The sequence below is a fragment of the Pseudomonas sp. H1_D05 genome (assembly GCF_054682705.1).
This window is the reverse complement of the sequence record NZ_CP162825.1, coordinates 5,818,859-5,834,655: the sequence shown is the minus strand read 5'-3', so window position 1 is coordinate 5,834,655 and position 15,797 is coordinate 5,818,859. Positions and strand designations below refer to the sequence as shown.

Annotated in this window: 18 protein-coding genes; 7 read left to right on the top strand and 11 right to left on the bottom strand. The window is 60.8% G+C overall.

The features are described 5' to 3' along the window. Position 1: 1 nt before the first annotated feature. Positions 2 to 295, top strand: coding sequence for a hypothetical protein (locus AB4O11_RS26165; RefSeq protein WP_175553880.1), 294 nt, complete (start codon positions 2 to 4; stop codon positions 293 to 295). Here the strand turns inward: AB4O11_RS26165 and AB4O11_RS26160 are convergent, their stop codons facing one another. The 3 genes from AB4O11_RS26160 to AB4O11_RS26150 all read right to left on the bottom strand — a co-directional run bounded on the left by AB4O11_RS26160 (position 296) and on the right by AB4O11_RS26150 (position 3,254). Then, positions 296 to 1,936: a sensor domain-containing diguanylate cyclase gene (locus AB4O11_RS26160; RefSeq protein WP_093441156.1), complete on the bottom strand. Its 1,641-nt coding sequence runs from the start codon at positions 1,934 to 1,936 to the stop codon at positions 296 to 298. A 147-nt stretch (positions 1,937 to 2,083) separates the two neighbouring features. Further along, a complete protein-coding gene (locus tag AB4O11_RS26155) occupies positions 2,084 to 2,524 on the bottom strand; it encodes a phage infection protein (RefSeq protein WP_460129254.1) in 441 nt (146 codons plus the stop codon). A 166-nt stretch (positions 2,525 to 2,690) separates the two neighbouring features. Continuing rightward, a complete protein-coding gene (locus tag AB4O11_RS26150; RefSeq protein WP_460129252.1) occupies positions 2,691 to 3,254 on the bottom strand; it encodes a chorismate mutase in 564 nt (187 codons plus the stop codon). Between the two features lie 199 nt (positions 3,255 to 3,453). Between AB4O11_RS26150 and AB4O11_RS26145 the strand changes: the two genes are divergently transcribed. Together AB4O11_RS26145 and AB4O11_RS26140 are read left to right on the top strand one after the other, a co-directional pair. Next, positions 3,454 to 4,809, top strand: a complete 1,356-nt coding sequence (locus AB4O11_RS26145; protein ID WP_460091383.1) for an MATE family efflux transporter — start codon at positions 3,454 to 3,456, stop codon at positions 4,807 to 4,809. Positions 4,810 to 4,883: 74 nt separating this feature from the next. Beyond that, positions 4,884 to 5,441, top strand: coding sequence for a YceI family protein (locus tag AB4O11_RS26140; protein ID WP_460129250.1), 558 nt, complete (start codon positions 4,884 to 4,886; stop codon positions 5,439 to 5,441). Between the two features lie 15 nt (positions 5,442 to 5,456). Here AB4O11_RS26140 and AB4O11_RS26135 read toward each other — a convergent pair whose 3' ends face one another. From AB4O11_RS26135 to AB4O11_RS26125, 3 genes are all read right to left on the bottom strand, one after another. Then, positions 5,457 to 5,669 carry a YXWGXW repeat-containing protein gene (locus AB4O11_RS26135; RefSeq protein ID WP_007908149.1) on the bottom strand — a complete coding sequence of 71 codons (213 nt, stop codon included), beginning with the start codon at positions 5,667 to 5,669 and terminating at the stop codon, positions 5,457 to 5,459. A gap of 42 nt (positions 5,670 to 5,711) precedes the next feature. Further along, positions 5,712 to 6,035 carry a YXWGXW repeat-containing protein gene (locus tag AB4O11_RS26130; protein ID WP_007908150.1) on the bottom strand — a complete coding sequence of 108 codons (324 nt, stop codon included), beginning with the start codon at positions 6,033 to 6,035 and terminating at the stop codon, positions 5,712 to 5,714. Positions 6,036 to 6,216: 181 nt separating this feature from the next. Continuing rightward, positions 6,217 to 6,702 carry a DUF3592 domain-containing protein gene (locus AB4O11_RS26125; protein ID WP_099756612.1) on the bottom strand — a complete coding sequence of 162 codons (486 nt, stop codon included), beginning with the start codon at positions 6,700 to 6,702 and terminating at the stop codon, positions 6,217 to 6,219. A 151-nt stretch (positions 6,703 to 6,853) separates the two neighbouring features. Between AB4O11_RS26125 and AB4O11_RS26120 the strand changes: the two genes are divergently transcribed. Next, positions 6,854 to 7,540, top strand: coding sequence for a GNAT family N-acetyltransferase (locus AB4O11_RS26120; RefSeq protein ID WP_460129247.1), 687 nt, complete (start codon positions 6,854 to 6,856; stop codon positions 7,538 to 7,540). 546 nt (positions 7,541 to 8,086) lie between these two features. Here AB4O11_RS26120 and AB4O11_RS26115 read toward each other — a convergent pair. Beyond that, the gene (locus tag AB4O11_RS26115; RefSeq protein ID WP_460129245.1) at positions 8,087 to 9,205 is read right to left on the bottom strand and encodes a DmpA family aminopeptidase; all 1,119 of its coding nucleotides are present in this window, start codon (positions 9,203 to 9,205) and stop codon (positions 8,087 to 8,089) included. A 158-nt stretch (positions 9,206 to 9,363) separates the two neighbouring features. Beyond that, complete coding sequence (locus tag AB4O11_RS26110) at positions 9,364 to 10,479, bottom strand: extracellular solute-binding protein (RefSeq protein WP_460091375.1); 1,116 nt, start codon at positions 10,477 to 10,479, stop codon at positions 9,364 to 9,366. A 110-nt stretch (positions 10,480 to 10,589) separates the two neighbouring features. Between AB4O11_RS26110 and AB4O11_RS26105 the strand changes: the two genes are divergently transcribed. Beyond that, positions 10,590 to 11,363 carry a helix-turn-helix transcriptional regulator gene (locus tag AB4O11_RS26105; protein WP_460129243.1) on the top strand — a complete coding sequence of 258 codons (774 nt, stop codon included), beginning with the start codon at positions 10,590 to 10,592 and terminating at the stop codon, positions 11,361 to 11,363. A 149-nt stretch (positions 11,364 to 11,512) separates the two neighbouring features. On the opposite strand, the gene AB4O11_RS26100 is transcribed toward AB4O11_RS26105, so the two are convergent. Further along, the gene (locus AB4O11_RS26100) at positions 11,513 to 12,454 is read right to left on the bottom strand and encodes a class I SAM-dependent methyltransferase (RefSeq protein WP_460129242.1); all 942 of its coding nucleotides are present in this window, start codon (positions 12,452 to 12,454) and stop codon (positions 11,513 to 11,515) included. Between the two features lie 199 nt (positions 12,455 to 12,653). Between AB4O11_RS26100 and AB4O11_RS26095 the strand changes: the two genes are divergently transcribed. Together AB4O11_RS26095 and AB4O11_RS26090 are read left to right on the top strand one after the other, a co-directional pair. Beyond that, positions 12,654 to 13,067: a response regulator gene (locus AB4O11_RS26095; protein ID WP_093441112.1), complete on the top strand. Its 414-nt coding sequence runs from the start codon at positions 12,654 to 12,656 to the stop codon at positions 13,065 to 13,067. Positions 13,068 to 13,145: 78 nt separating this feature from the next. Beyond that, positions 13,146 to 13,814 carry an HAD-IA family hydrolase gene (locus AB4O11_RS26090; protein ID WP_460129240.1) on the top strand — a complete coding sequence of 223 codons (669 nt, stop codon included), beginning with the start codon at positions 13,146 to 13,148 and terminating at the stop codon, positions 13,812 to 13,814. A 126-nt stretch (positions 13,815 to 13,940) separates the two neighbouring features. On the opposite strand, the gene AB4O11_RS26085 is transcribed toward AB4O11_RS26090, so the two are convergent. Further along, the gene (locus AB4O11_RS26085) at positions 13,941 to 14,600 is read right to left on the bottom strand and encodes a methyltransferase family protein (RefSeq protein ID WP_414926411.1); all 660 of its coding nucleotides are present in this window, start codon (positions 14,598 to 14,600) and stop codon (positions 13,941 to 13,943) included. Between the two features lie 218 nt (positions 14,601 to 14,818). After that, complete coding sequence (locus AB4O11_RS26080) at positions 14,819 to 15,715, bottom strand: LysR substrate-binding domain-containing protein (RefSeq protein WP_186625289.1); 897 nt, start codon at positions 15,713 to 15,715, stop codon at positions 14,819 to 14,821. Positions 15,716 to 15,797: the final 82 nt, after the last annotated feature.

The following is a 15,797-nucleotide window of genomic DNA, read 5'->3' as shown; positions in this document are numbered from 1 at the left end:
CATGAAATCTCTGCTACTGGCAGCCCCGCTGTTGCTTGTCAGCGCAATCGCCCATGCCGGCATCCCTATGCTCAACGCGACGTGCCCGGGCAAGATCGAAGTGCACGCCGATGAAGGCGGGCCGATCTACATCAATGGCAAGGAAGGCCAGTTAAAGAAATTCAATGAGAACTACTTCGAAACCAAAGGCGCGGGCGTGACCATTTCCCTGAGCATCAATCCCGACGGTTCGCCTGCGGTGTCGTACACCGGGAAGAACCGGGCCAACGGGATTTGCGAAGTGAAGAAGGGCTGATCACGCCACCTGATTACGACCTGCCGCCTTGGCCTGATACAACTGCTGATCGGCGCGTTTGATCAGTGCGTTGTGGTTGTTATCGGCCGGGTCCGCCAGGCCGATGCCGATGCTGACCGTCACCTGCCCGATCACCGGGAAGTGAGCTTCGGCGACCGCCACGCGGATCTTCTCGGCGACAACTTCCGGGGTGTCGGGTTTGGCGATTTCCGGCAACAGCACAGCGAACTCTTCGCCGCCGTAACGGGCGACGAAGTCCGTGGTGCGCAAACTGCTCTGAATCAACTGCGCCAATTGTTGCAGCACATCATCACCCACTGCGTGGCCGTGGGAATCATTGATGCGCTTGAAGTGATCGGCATCGATCAGCAGCAGGGAGAACGGACGTCCGGTGCGGCGGAACAGCAGTGTGTATTCGGTGAGTTTCTCGTCGAAACGGCGACGGTTGTAAACGCCGGTCAAACTGTCGTGGGTCGCCAGGCTGAGCAATTCGGCATTGGCCTGCGTCAGCGCAGCGGTGCGTTGCGCGACGGTTGCCTCCAGCGAGGCATTGGCCTCTTGCAGCTCGCGCTCTTTGCCGAGCAGCGATTGCGTCATGGCATCAATGGACTGGCCGAGCTGGGCAATTTCCAGCACCGGGTGCTGCAGCGGGAATTGCGCACCGGGCTGTTGGTTTTGCACCTGCCGCGCCGAGCGCGCGAGCTGTTCGATCGGTCGGCTCAGGTACAGCGCCAGGTAGTAAGCCACCAAGCCGAACAGCACCGCCGCGACCACACCCAGAATCAGCAATTTGTACATCAGCAGGCGCGCCGGTTGCAGTGCGGTTTCCAATGGCTGGCGCACGGCAATCGACCATGACAGCACCGTACTCGATGGCGTCGGTACGGTGACCACGCTGGTGAGGAATCCGTTGCCCGCCGTCCAGCCTTGCCTTTTGGTGTCAATTGCCAGTTGCTGACCCATCAGCGCTTCCGGGTAGAGCACTTTGCCATCGTGATCGATGATCAACGCTTCGATATCCGGCGTTGAGTTTTTATGCGAAAGCGCCGCCGACTCAACAATGCGGGTCACCCAGCTCCAGTGTGCGTGGGCGCCAAGAACACCAATCACCTGGCCGTCTGCGTTGCGGATCGGTGCGGCGAAATCGATGAAACGCAGCGGTTCACCGTTCGGCAGGGCCGGCAGCATTTTCGCCAGCAACACCGCCTCATGAGGATCGCCGGTGTACTCGCCGCGCAACCCGGCCTGGAACCAGGGCCGTTGCTGCACCGATTGGCCGACCAGCAAGTCGTTCACCGCCTGATGCACCTTGCCCTCGGCATCGGTGACGCCCATCCACGCATACTCGGTGCGGGCCTGGGTGCGCAGTTGCATCGATTTCAGAATCGCCGGGTTATCCAGATCACCACGCTCCAGATGCGGCGCACGGCTGAGCAGATACACCTCCAACTGGCGTTCGCGCAGTCGTTCACCCAACAACGATGCAGCCGAGCGCGCGGTGTTGAGCAACGCATTGCCGCTGGCCTGCTTCATTTGTTCCGTGGCGATATGGCCGACATAGAAGCCCACGCTCAGCAGCGTCAGCAGGGATAAACCGGCAAACCAAAGGGTGAGGTGGCTACGCAGACTGGCTTTGAGCATGGGCAGTCGAGGTCTGTTTTGGAGTTGTGGCCGCATGGTATGCGCAATGGGCGGTGGGTGGCCAGTCGGGGAATGGATGGCGCCGGACGTGAAAAAGCCCGGCTGATCAGGCCGGGCTTTCATTGTGATTGCGATGAAGCCGCAGAGTTATGCGACGCGGCGTTCGATCAGACGATCAGCGCCACCTTCAGCAACGCGGCGTTCGATCAGGCGATCAGCGCCACCTTCAGCAACACGACGTTCGATCAGGCGATCAGCACCACCTTCAGCAACACGACGTTCGATCAGGCGATCCGAGCCACCTTCAGCAACACGACGTTCGATCAGGCGATCCGAGCCACCTTCAGCAACACGGCGTTCGATCAGACGATCGGAGCCACCTTCGGCAACGCGGCGTTCGAGCAGACGATCGGAGCCACCTTCGGCAACGCGGCGTTCGAGCAGACGATCAGAACCGCCCTCAGCAACACGACTTTCAATCAACTTGTCCGAGCCGCCTTCTGCGACTTGGGTGTGTGCCGGGGTGGCGGCAAAAGCGTTAATGGCGAAAACCGAGAAAGCGATGCTGAGAAGGGTCTGGCGTTTCATGATCGTGTGCTCCGGGGTGTTGTTGGTTGGTATGGAGCTGATGTTACGCCGTGGAATTTTTATGAGAACTTCATTGCCGTGATGGTGAACATCGACCGCAATGATGGTTCACCAATCCGCCTTGTAGGAGCTGCCGCAGGCTGCGATCTTTTGATCTGGCCGTTTCTCAGCGCGAGTTCGCCGCCCGCACACACAACTCACCGGTCGCCCGTGTCAGGGCCAGCTCATGCAGCGCGTCGTGGGTCAGGCCGCTGCGCGCCTTGGCCAGCCACACCGGGCAATTCGCATCATGGCGATACGGCGTGAAATCGGCGTATTGCTGCAGCAGGCGGGTTTGCAGTTCATCCAGACGCGGGCGAATCTGTTTAGCCAGGTCGGGGCGCGGGGTGTCCGGCGCGGCGCCGGACGCTTGCCATTGTGCGAGCAAGCCGTACTGCACCAGTTTATTCGCTTCCATTTGCGCGGCGATCAGTTGCGCCACGTCTTCCGCGTCGAGCTGGCGCTCGGTGGCCAAGTTGCGGGCATTGGCGATAACCTGCGCTTCACGCGGGCTGTCCTGAATCGGCTTGCCGCTGTCCCATTTGGTCAGCGCGACGAGGTCGCCGATGTTCAGGCGTTCGTTGAGTGTTTCCAGCAACGGCTTCAACGTTTCGCCAGGCGCGGCGGCGTGAGCGCTGGTGGTGAGCACGGCGAGGAGGGTGGCGGTCAGCAGATGGGCAAAGCGCGGCATGAACAGAGCCTCAATGAGAGAAGTGAAAGTGGGCATTTGTTTACCACAGCTCTGAACTTGCACCTACAGAAGCGTGTCCGTTACACAGGCGCGGCCACCGGTCATAAACACCGATTTGAAATGTTAATTGCGCCCCGCGTGCAACTCACCGAAGCTATCCTCCATCAGCCCTCCCGCCGTCGAGATGGACCTCTATTCAATGCAAGCCGTCGCCCAACGCCCACTCTGGCACACCTACCTGCTGTTCCTTGCGCCGATGGTGCTGTCGAACTTTCTGCAATCGATGTCGGGCACGGTAAACAGCATCTACATCGGCCAGATGCTCGGCACCCAGGCGTTGGCGGCGGTGTCGGGGATGTTTCCCATCGTGTTCTTCTTTATCGCACTGGTGATCGGCCTCGGCGCGGGCGCCGGTGTGTTGATCGGTCAGGCGTGGGGCGCGCGTGAGCCGCACATGGTCAAGGCGATTGCCGGGGCAACGCTGTTGCTCGGGGTGTTGATCGGTCTGGTGGCGGCGGTATTGGGCAGCGTGTTCGCGCGGCAGGCGCTGACGGGGCTGGGGACGCCGGCGGATGTGCTTGACGATGCCGTCGCGTATGCCCATGTGATGATGTGGATCTTGCCGTCGCTGCTGGTGTTCGTGTTGTTCACGCAACTGTTGCGCGGGGTCAGCGATACGCTGTCGCCATTGCTGGCGCTGATGGTCTCGACCTGTGTCGGGCTGGCCCTGACCCCGGCGCTGATTCGCGGCTGGTTCGGCTTGCCGCAATTGGGTATTCAGAGTGCGGCGTACGCCGGGCTTGCCGGTAACCTCGCGGCGATGGCGTGGCTGGCGTGGCGCCTGATTCGCAAGGGGCACCCGTTGGCGCCGGATCGGGAGTTCTTCGCCGCGCTGCGCCTTGACGGGGCGATTCTCGGCAAGGTCTTGCGCATCGGTCTGCCGACCGGCGTGCAGATGATTGTGCTGTCGCTGTCGGAGCTGGTGATCCTGGCGCTGGTCAACCAGCACGGCTCGCAAGCGACCGCCGCGTATGGCGCGGTGACGCAGATCGTCAACTATGTGCAGTTTCCGGCGTTGTCGATTGCGATCACCGCGTCGATCCTCGGTGCGCAGGCCATCGGCGCCGGGCGGCTGGAGCGCATGGGGCCGATTCTGCGCACCGGACTGTTGATCAACGTGTGCCTGACCGGCGGTTTGATTGTGCTCGGCTACCTGTTGTCGCACTGGTTGCTGGGGCTGTTCCTGACCGAGGACTCGACCCGGGCGATGGCTGAGCATCTGCTGCACATCATGTTGTGGAGCCTGTTGGTGTTCGGCTTCCAGGCAATCATCGGCGGGATCATGCGCGCGAGCGGCACGGTGTTGGTGCCGGTGGCGATTGCGATCATTTGCGTGGTTGGCGTGCAACTGCCAGCGGCGTACTGGCTGGACGGGCAGTACGGTCTGCAGGGTGTGTGGATGGCGTTTCCGGTGGCCTATCTGGGCATGCTGGTGTTGCAGACCTTGTATTACAAACTGGTCTGGCAGCATCAGAAGATCGAGCGTCTGGTGTAGGCGCTGGCGTAACAGTCGGACGTTTGCTTAATTCAATCGAGGCCCTCGACGGCTAGCCCCGCCCGGAGAATCCCATGTCGATCCGATTGCTGCTGGTTGCCGCGTGTTCGCTGTGCGTCATCTGTACCGCGCGGGCTGTCGAATACACGCGGGTCAACACCACCGCAAGCCAGATCAGTTTTACCTACAACCAGATGGGCTCGCCGATGTACGGCACCTTTGGAAAGTTTGAGGCGACGCTGGACTTCGATACCAACAACCTCGCCAACGCCCGTACCACCTTGCACATCGACCTCAACAGCATCGATGCCGGCAGCGAAGACGCCAACACCGAGCTGGTGAAACCGGCGTGGTTCGACACTGAAAAATTCCCTGTCGCGGTTTTCGAATCCAGCCACTTCACCCAAGTGGCCGAGCACCACTACCTGATTGCTGGCCAGCTCACCCTAAAAGGCATTACCCGTGAAGTGCAGGTGCCGGTGGAATTGAAACCGGACAGTGCCATCGGCATTTTCGACGGTGAACTGGTGCTCAAGCGTGACGAGTTCGGCCTCGGCGCGGGCGAGTGGGCGGACACCGTGGTGTCCAAGGACATCGCCATCAAATTCAAAGTGGTGGCGCCACAGCAGTGACGCCCGCCTTTGCAATCAATAGGCCCGCCAGTGCCCCGGCACCCAGCGCCATTGGTTGCCGCCCCAGCGATAGTGCCCCGCAACCCAGTGATAACCCGGCGCCGGCATCACCGGAACGACCTCGACCAGCGGCGGAGGCCGATGCGGACGGGCCGGTTCGACGACGCAACCGGACAACGTGACGGCCACCAGCGTGGCGGCCAGCAGTGCTTTAACGGTCTTCGACATGGTGGTGTTCTCGCAAGAAGTGATGGTCAGGCTGTCGCGCATTCATCGCACCCAATGCCCCTCGACCCAGAACCAGTTTGGTCCGCGTGCCTGCCAGTGCCCGGGTTTCCAGCGCGCGCCGTACCTCACCGGTTGCCAGTGGCCGGGTATCCATACGTAACCGCGTCCTTGCCAGCGCCAATGACCTTGATCCCAGACATAACCGGGACGTGCGCCGGGCATCACTTCCATGCGCATCGGCGGTGGGGCTTGCTGGACGATCACCACCGGTTGCGCAAACACCGGGGCGCTGCTCAGCGCCGCCAGCGTCAACGGCACCAGCAGCAGGGTTTTTCGCCATTTGGACAGGGAACGCAAAACGCTCATGACAACTCCTCAAGGCCTGCGTCGAAAATTGAACGCAGCTGCAGAATTGGATGCCTGATTTGCGAAAGATCCCGTCTGAGGTGGATGAAATTTTTTTCAGGGAGGGCGGTGCGAGAACGTCAGGATGGCGCCGCAGCAAGACGCCCGGCGCGCGTGAAGGTTGTTGCCTGTGAGGCTGGACTCAATAAAACCGGTCTTGTTCTTTCATTACCTGAATCTGCCAGAACGTCCTGCCCGAGATCAGCAGAAACAGCAGTGCGAGCAACACACCGCCGGTCATGATGTAGAAGCTCGTACGGTAACTCTGCAACTGGCTGGCGATACAGCTTTTATCCGGCATCCACGGCGACACCAGCAGGGTGATGGGGCCGTCGACTTCATATTGGGTATGCTCGACGTAGCGTTCGTCGGCGTGTTGCCCTTCATGGGTCTGGCCTTGGGCATCGGTGTATTGATAGTGAATGACCTTGCCGTTGGCGTTCATTGGAATCTTTTCCAGTGCCGTGACGCTGCCGCGGGTTTCCACACCGTTGAAACTCAGCGCCCCATAAAGCATGCCCGACTTGTGCGCCATTGCAGCGAGCAGCAAAACCACGCAGCAAGCAACGGTCAGCATGACGATACGGTTGTAAAGGTGATCCTTGGCAGCTTCGCGCGGGTAGTACATGGCCGATCCCTGGTGGTGACATTTGTAGGAGACCGTTACATCGGCGCTCGGAACAGGAACTTTAGACGTCGAGCGCGTGCGTCACGGTATGATGTCGCGGTTCGTCGACCGCTGCGGCGGTCGGCAACGCTTTTTACCGTCGGAGTTCGTCATGCCACGCATCACCCACTACAAATCCCCATGCCCCGAGGCCGTCAACAGCCAGATCCTGCAGATGGTCGTCGACTACCTGACCGACATCAGTGCGGTCGGCCTCGGCCCGAGCAACCTGCTGTACAACGTCTATCAGTACGCGGTCGGTTATGAGGTGCATCTGTATCTGGAAGCGTTGAATGGCGAGAAGGGTATCGACGTGGAGTTGCTGGTGGCCACCGACGAGGATGATCCGGAGCAAGTGATCGGTTTTCTGTTGTACCTGCCGGTGCAGGGCGACTGGGAAGCCTGCAGCGTGGCCTACATGGCGGTGCGCGAAGGGCATCGGCGCCGGGGCGTGGCGCGGGCGATGATCGGTGAGATGGTCGGGCGTTATCCCCATGCGGAGCTGGCCTGCACGATCGGCAAAGTCCCGTACTTCGAAGCGCTGAGCTTTGAGGTGATTGGCCAGCGTGAAACCCAGGTGTTGATGAGCACCCGGCATTACCGCAGCAATGGCGTGCGCGGATTTATCGACACCACGCCGATTTACCGCTCGCTGGAAGTGCAGCAGATCCACACGTACCTGCTGCAGAAAAATGGCAAACGGGCGATGCTCGATGCCGAGAAACAGCGCGACCGGCACCTCGATCAGACCACTCGCCATGTCGAGGAGTTTGTCCGCCAGCGCCTGACCGTGCACTGACCTCGCTTCGGCGAAAAAGCCCTTGCTGTGAATCGCGCAGCAAGGGCTTTTTTGTGGGCGCCATTCAGCCGGGTTTGACGTTCAAGGTGATCCGCGCCGTGAACACCTATTTGCCCTCGGTATCGTGAACAGGTTGGCGGGGCGCGCGAAGGGCAGCATGGCGTTCGATTCGCGCCGATCAGGCACCGGGCGACTGATTTGCGCAGACAAAAAAAGAGCCTCAAAGCTCTTTGATGGGGAGGAAGTAGAGCCCTCGAGGCTCAAGATGCGCATGAAGCAAGGCACGGGCTTGATTGGGGTTCAGAGCACCCGTGCCTACGCAGCGCCCGAAGAGCGGAGCCCCTGCGTGATTCCATCGTAGGAGTGTGCAAGTGACGGCTCAAGTACCGCCAGTCGCCCGAACTGCGGCGCGGGAGCCTTCCCCAAATATTGATGTAACCCTTTGTGGGAGTGAGCCTGCTCGCGATCGCGGTTTGTCAGTCAAATCTACTTCGACTGACAAACCGCGATCGCGAGCAGGCTCACTCCTACAGGGGAAAAGCGCTGTCAACGGGCGCCAGGCCAGCCTGATTTTTCGAGGGCAGCGAGCAGGGTTTCGGCATCCAGTCCCGGCACCGAGTGACCGTTGCCTTCGGTGCTGTCACTGGCCAGCAAGGCATTGATGATCGCTTCCTCAACCGCCTCGGTCGCGGCCAGGAACAACTCGCTGATATGGTCATTGTTGACCATGCGCAAGCCGTCACAGGTCGGCGCGCCTTTGCCTTCGTAGGCCGCCGGTGGCACATGAGCGTTGCCGGTGGCGAAGGCGATGAAGATGTCGCCGCTGTGATCCTCGTTGCCGCCGCCGGTGCGCGCCAGGCCGAGGCTCGCGCGCTGTGCCAGGCGTGTGCACTGGTGGGGCAACAGCGGCGCATCGGTGGCCAGGCAGACGACGATCGAGCCCATGCCCGGATGCGGCAATGAGGCGCGCAAGAACGGCGAATCTTTCTGTTCCATGTAACGCCCGACCGGGTAGCCATCGACCCGCAGTTCGCTGCGAATGCCGTGGTTGGCCTGCACGATCGCGCCGACGGTCCAGCCGCCCTGGGCACTGCTCAAACGCCGCGACGACGTACCGATGCCACCCTTGAATTCATGGCAGATCATGCCGCTGCCACCGCCGACGGCGCCTTCCACCACTGGGCCGTTGACCGCGTTTTTCAGGGCTTCAGCCACATGCGCGGGCTGCACGTGAAAACCGTTGATATCGTTGAGCAAGCCGTCAAAGGTTTCCAGCACCACTGGCATGTTCCAGTAGAGACGGCCGTCGTCGGCTTGCTGCTGGCGATCCAGGACAACCAAGGCATCGCGCACCACACCGAGGCTGTGGGTGTTGGTGAAGGCAATCGGGCTGGTCAGCAGACCCGCCTCGCGAATCCATTCAAGCCCGGTGGCGTCACCATTGCCGTTGAGCACATGCACGCCGGCGAAACACGGTTGCTGATTGGTCGAACCTGCGCGCGGTTCGATCAGCGTCACGCCGGTGCAGATGTCCCGTCCGGCGCTGCTGCGGCCGCGCACATTGCTGTGGCCGACGCGTACGCCGGGTACATCAGTGATGGCGTTGAGCGGGCCGGGATGCAGTTGGCCGATGCGGATGTTGAGGTCACGGGCACGAGGTTTCATTGATTTCTGTCTCTCTAAAAAATGCAGGGTTGTTCACCGCCCCTGTGGGAGCGAGCCTGCTCGCGAAGGCGTCGGCACTTTCAACGCATCAGTGCCTGACCCACCGCTTTCGCGAGCAGGCTCGCTCCCACAGGGTTTGGTGAAATGTTCAAAAGGGGTTACTGGCCGTTCTTGACCTTGCTCCACACCCGCGTGCGCACGCGTTCGGTGGCTTTGGGCAGGGGTTCAAGGGTGTACAGCGTGGCCATCGCCGTGGCCGATGGATAAACCGCCGGGTTGTCCCGCGTGGCGGCGGCCACCAGCGCTGTCGCGGCGCGATTGCCATTGGGGTACGACAGATGATCACTGACCGGCGCGATCACTTCGGGGCGCAGCAGATAGTCGATAAACGCCAGCCCTTGGGGCCGATTCGGCGCGTCCTTGAGCAGCACCAACGTGTCGAACCACACCGGCGCGCCTTCCTTGGGCAGGCTGTAGGCGATCTTCACGCCGTTGTTGGCCTGCTCGGCATTGGTCTTGGCTTCCAGCATCGCGCCCGACCAACCGACTGCCACGCAGATGTTGCCGTTGGACAGGTCGCTGATGAATTTCGACGAGTTGAAATAGGCGATGTGCGGGCGCAGTTTCAGCAGTAGCGCTTCGGCTTTTTTATAGTCTTCGGGATCGGTGCTGTTGGGTGGCAAGCCGAGATAGTGCAGGGCGACCGGCAGCATCTCCGACGGCGAATCGAGCATCGCCACGCCGCACTGGCCGAGTTTGGCGAGGTTGGCTTCGTTGAACACCAGATCCCACGAATCCACCGGCGCCTTGTCGCCTAGCGCTGCGCGTACTTTGTCGACGTTGTAGCCGATGCCGTTGGTGCCCCACAGATACGGCACGGCGTATTGATTGCCGGGATCGTTGTTGGCCAGTTTTGCCAACAAATCGGCATCAAGATTCTTCCAGCCCGCCAGTTGCTCGCGTGGCAGCGGGGCCAGGGCGCCGGCCTTGATCAGCGTCGGCAGGCTGAAGTTGCTTGCCACCACCACGTCGTAGCCGCTGCGACTGGTCATCAATTTGCCTTCGAGGACTTCGGCACTGTCGAAGGTGTCGTAGACCGGCTGGATACCGCTGTCGCGCTGGAAGTCGTGGAGGGTGTTCGGGCCGATGTAGTCGTACCAGTTGTAGACGTGCACGCTCGGCGCGTCAGCGGCCAGGGCGATCGAGCTGGCGCCAATACCGGCCAGCAGGCCCAGTTGAATGCTGAGGTTGATACAGCCACGGTGACCACGCATGATGCGGCACTCCTGGCCTGTGCAGGCCGGTGATGAACAGGAGTGGTCAGCCTATCGGGCTGGTCACGCCTGACCCATTCCCATCATGGGTTACTCAAAAGGGGTAGTGCGTGGACGCGTTGCTGCAGGAACTGCCAGTGCATCAGAGCCTGGCGCGGGTATTTGCCGGTGTCGGTCAGGACGGTTTCTGGCGTGCGCTGGTGGACACGTTGCGGCTGCTGGTGCCGCTGGACAACGCGCTGGTGGCGTTGATGAAAGCCGGGCAGGCGCCGCAATTGCTGATCGACTTCGACAGCAAGGGCCGCCCCGACGAGCAGGAAGAACTGGCCGGTTACAGCGCCGGAATGTACCTGCTCGATCCGTTTTACCAGAGCGCCTCGACCGGCATTGCTGATGGTTTGCACAGCCTCGCCTCGGTGGCGCCGGACCAGTTTCTGCACAGCGAGTACTACCAGAGTTACTTTCGTTCGGTGGTGGGCGAGGACGAGTTGCAGTTCATGATCAACGTCGAGGGCAGCGTGCTCGGTTTGTCATTGGGCCGTTCGACGCCGTTCGACATGGCCGAGCAGGGCCGGTTGTTGTGCGTGCGCGATTGGGTGTTGGCGGCAATGCGTCGGCATGTGCAGTTGCTGCCGCCGCAGGGCGCGGTGGCGGAAATGGTGGTTGGGGATCTGGCGACGTTGCTCGACCGCTTCGACGCGCGGCTGACGGTGCGCGAGGTCGATACGGCGCGGCTGATTTTGCAGGGTTTCTCCAGCAAGGCAATGGCCCAGCAGATGGGCATCTCGCCGGAGACGGTCAAGGTGCATCGACGCAATCTGTATCACAAGCTCAATGTCACCGGGCATGGAGAGTTGTTTGCGCTGGTGCTGCGCTCTCACTAAAGATCATCGGTCGTACACATAAACCTGTGGGAGCGAGCTTGCTCGCGAATGCGGTAGATCAGTCAACCTCACTGGCGACTGACAAAACGCTTTCGCGAGCAAGCTCGCTCCCACAGGGGATGTGTGTTGTTCAGGGGATCTTCGGGGTGTCAGGTGGTGCGTTGGAAAACCAGGGCTTTGAGGCCGCTTTGCGGATCTATGTCCGGAAACTCCGGCGGATTCTCCAGTCGTTCTACAAAACGCAGACTCGGCGCTTCCTGCGTCACGCCATTAATCAAAAAGTCCGAACCAAACGCCGGGTCGTTCATGCACGCCAGCACTGTGCCTTGCGCCGTGAGCAATTCCGGCAAGCGGCGCAGCACGCGCTGGTAATCCTTGGTCAGCAGGAAACTGCCTTTCTGGAACGACGGCGGGTCGATGATCACCAGATCATACGGGCCGTTGTTGATCACCTTGCCCCACGACTTGAACAGGTCGTGGCCGAGGAAACTGACTTTGCTCAGGTCATGGCCGTTCAAGCGATGATTGTCGCGGCCACGGCTCAGGGCCGCGCGGGACATGTCCAGGTTGACCACATGACTGGCGCCGCCCTCGATGGCCGCCACGGAAAAACCGCAGGTGTAGGCAAACAGATTGAGCACACGTTTACCGTTGGCCTGTTCGCGCACCCAATTGCGCCCGTAACGCATGTCGAGAAACAGCCCGGCGTTCTGCTTGCGGCCCAGATCGACGCGGTACTGCAAGCCGCCCTCGACGATGCTCATTTCGTCGATCTCTTCACCCAGCAGCCATTCGGCGGTGCTCTGCGGCAAATAGCGATGCTGGATCAGCAACGTGTGGGCGCCGGACTGTTTCCATTCGGCGGAACCGGTGAGTTTCATCAGCAACGCCTTGAGATCGTCCAGTTGCTCAGGCGCCGGCTCCTTGAACAGCGACACCAGCACCACGCCTTGCAGCCAGTCCACCGTCAACTGCTCCAGCCCGGCCCAGCAGCGTCCGCGCCCGTGGAACAGGCGACGGCTTTCGCTCGGTGCAGCCGCGAGGGCCGGCAGCAGATGGGCATGGAGGGTAGCGAGGGCTTCAGGGTTCATCGGTCAGGATCGGCAAGCAAAAGGGCCGGCATTTTAACCACAAATACGCCGTCACGAACGATTGCCGGCGACGGGCAAAAACGGCGTTTCGCAAAAGACCTGTATCAAAAATGAATTTCTGCAGAGCCCGCTGCTCATACCAGTTAAGCAGCGGATTCAAGCCGCTAAATCGTTAATGCAATTCAGGGAGTGCAGTTCCATGTGCCCAACACCTACGGCGAGCGCGCACCTTCCTGACGGATTGATTCTGGTGGTTGAGGATGATCCGTTGATTCTGGAGTTTCTCTGCGAAATTCTTCAGGAGGAAGGTTTCAAAGTCGAGCCACGTACCAGCGCGGACGACGCCAAGCTGTATCTGGAAGAGCACGCGCCGGAAGTGGCCTTGCTGCTGACCGACATCACCATGCCCGGCGAAATCAATGGCGCCGGGTTGGCCAATCTGGTCGGCGAACGCTGGCCGGACAAGCCGGTCATGGTCATGTCCGGCTATGAAACCCCGGAGACATCGGGGGTCAAGCACCCGGTGGCGTTCATCAAAAAGCCGTGGGCCATCGGCCAGTTACTCGACTGCGTGGATAGCGCGTTCAAGTCCAAGGCTCCGCGCCTGCACTGAGATGCCGGGACGAATCGCCGGGCAAAAATGCTACATTGCCCGGCCAATCCGCCCAGTCTTGTCAAAGGATGCGATCTTTTGTCTGCTCACGATAACGTCTTCGATCGCGTGTTCGGCGCGTTTCTGTTCGACATGGACGGCACCGTCCTCAACTCCATTGCCGCCGCCGAGCGGATCTGGGCAGCCTGGGCCGTGCGCCATGGCGTCGATGTGGAAACGTTTTTGCCGACCATTCATGGTGTGCGCGCGATCGACACCATCACCCGGCTCAACCTGCCGGGGGTGGATGCCGAGGCGCAAGCGGCGTTCATCACCGAGGCGGAAATCGAAGACGTTGAAGGCATTGTCGAGATACCTGGCGCGGCGAAATTTCTCAATAGCCTGCCCAAAGATCGCTGGGCGATGGTGACGTCGGCACCACGGGATCTGGCGTTGCGGCGGATGGCGGCGGCGGGGATACCAGAACCTGCGGTGATGATCACCGCGGAAGATGTGCAGGCGGGTAAACCTGATCCGGCCGGCTATTTACTGGCGGCCAAGCGACTGGGTCTGGAGCCTCGTGATTGTCTTATCTTCGAAGACGCCACCGTTGGTATTCAGGCTGCCGAAGCGGCTGGCGCGGCGTTGATGATCATCACTACCACGCATCAGCATCCGCTGGAAACGGCGCATGCGACGTTGGCCAGTTACGCTGCGGTCAGCGTCAAGATCGATAGCGACGGTCAACTCCACCTGCAAAAAAACTGACACCCCGAAATCCCTGTGGGAGCGAGCTTGCTCGCGAAAGCGATGGGTCAGCCACCATCAATAGTGACTGTGCCGCCGTCTTCGCGAGCAAGCTCGCTCCCACAGGATCCTGAGTGAGTTCGAAAATCAATAAACCCCCGGCACCAACCGCCAACTCCGCGCACAGTAATCGTCATACTCCGCCCCAAACTGCGCCCGCAGCAGGGCTTCTTCCGAATGAATCCGGGCAATCAACGGGATCAACGTCAGCGCCGCCAGCATCAACCCGACCACCGAACGAAACGCCAATGCCCAGCCCACGGCATTGATCACCAACCCCAGATAACTCGGATTGCGCAGCCGTTGGTAAATGCCATCGGTGACCAATCGGTGCCCCGGTTGAATCGCCACCAGTCCGCTGAAACGCCGTCCCAGCACAAACACCGGCCACAACCGCAGTGTGCCGCCGACGATAAACAACAGAGCACCGAGCCAACGCACGCCTTCACCGCCCAGCGTCCAGAAATTCACCCGGTCGCAATAGGCCGGCAGAAAACCACTGAGCAGCCCGATCACCCCAAACGCCGGAATCACCCAGCGATTGGCGCGGTCTTCGCGCTCGCCGGAACTGAGGTTGACCTCGCTGAACAGCGAAGCGATCACCATGGCCACCGTCGCCAGTGCGACGATCACCAGCGAACCGTGGGAAAAGAACATCGCCACGCCGCCAATGCCCCACACCGCCAGGCCGAGGTAGGCGAGGGTGGCGAGTACCGCGACGACGGTCATTTGTGCGGACATTCTCATGGTCAACTCACGGCTGGATGCTGATCTGATGAGTGTAGATCCACCGCAAAACCTGTGGGAGCGAGCCTGCTCGCGAAAGCGTTGGGTCAGTCAATTTTGATCTTGGATGTGCCGGCCTCTTCGCGAGCAGGCTCGCTCCCACAGGTTATGGGGTAGATTTCAATTCTGTGAACGACACGAATTCCTGTGGGAGCGAGCTTGCTCGCGAAGCGGCCCTGTCAGTCAGCGGCTATCTCACCGTCAGTCAGGACTTTGCGGAAGGTCTCGACCAATGGCCGCAAGTTGATCCGGTGCCACGCCGCCCACAATGGCGTGGTCAAGGTCAGCCACGGCAGCTCCCGCAGCACTACGCCCGGCGGTGCGTTATGGCTCAGGCCTTTCTGGATCATCGCAATCCCCAACCCCGACGCCACCAGACCCAGCGCAGTAAACGGTTCGGTCGCCTGCATGCGCACATCCGGGGTGAATCCCGCGCGGATGCAGGCGCTGACGAACTCATCGTTGGCGTCCTGACGCGGCTGCACGCCGATCCATTCCTGATTGGCCAGATCCTCCGGGTTCAACGCAGCTCGCTGCGCCAGCGGATGCTGTTCCGGTAACGCCAGCAGCATCGGGTCATCGAGCACCTGAAAACCCAGCAGATCCGGATCGTCATCGGTCGGCGGCTCGCTCACCAACGCGATATCGAGACTACGCTGTCGCAAGCCCTCCAATTGCTCGGCGGAGCTGAGGTTGTACAACGCGACATGCACATTCGGCCGGTCCACGCGTAACACGCGCAAGGCATTGGGCAAGACGCCGGCGTGCATGGCATTTTCGATATAGCCGATGCACAAACCGCCTTCTTCGCCACGACCCAAGCGTTTGCCGAGAGATTCCAGGCGATTGGCGTGGGTGAGCAGGGCGCGGGTTTCGGCGAGGAAAGTCTGGCCATCACGGGTCAGGCGAATGCGTTGCTGACTGCGCTCGAACAACGTCAGGCCCAGGCGTTCTTCGAGCTGGGCGATTTGCCGGCTCAGTGGCGACTGGGAAATATGCAGCCGTTCGGCGGCGCGGCCGACGTGTTCTTCCTCGGCGACTACAACGAAGTAGCGCAATTGGCGGATGTCGATCATGTCAGACCTATAGGGACTCAAGTGCTGCGGATTATGTCTTGGACGGTCTCGGTGTCGCAATCTAGGATCTGCTCAACGGTCA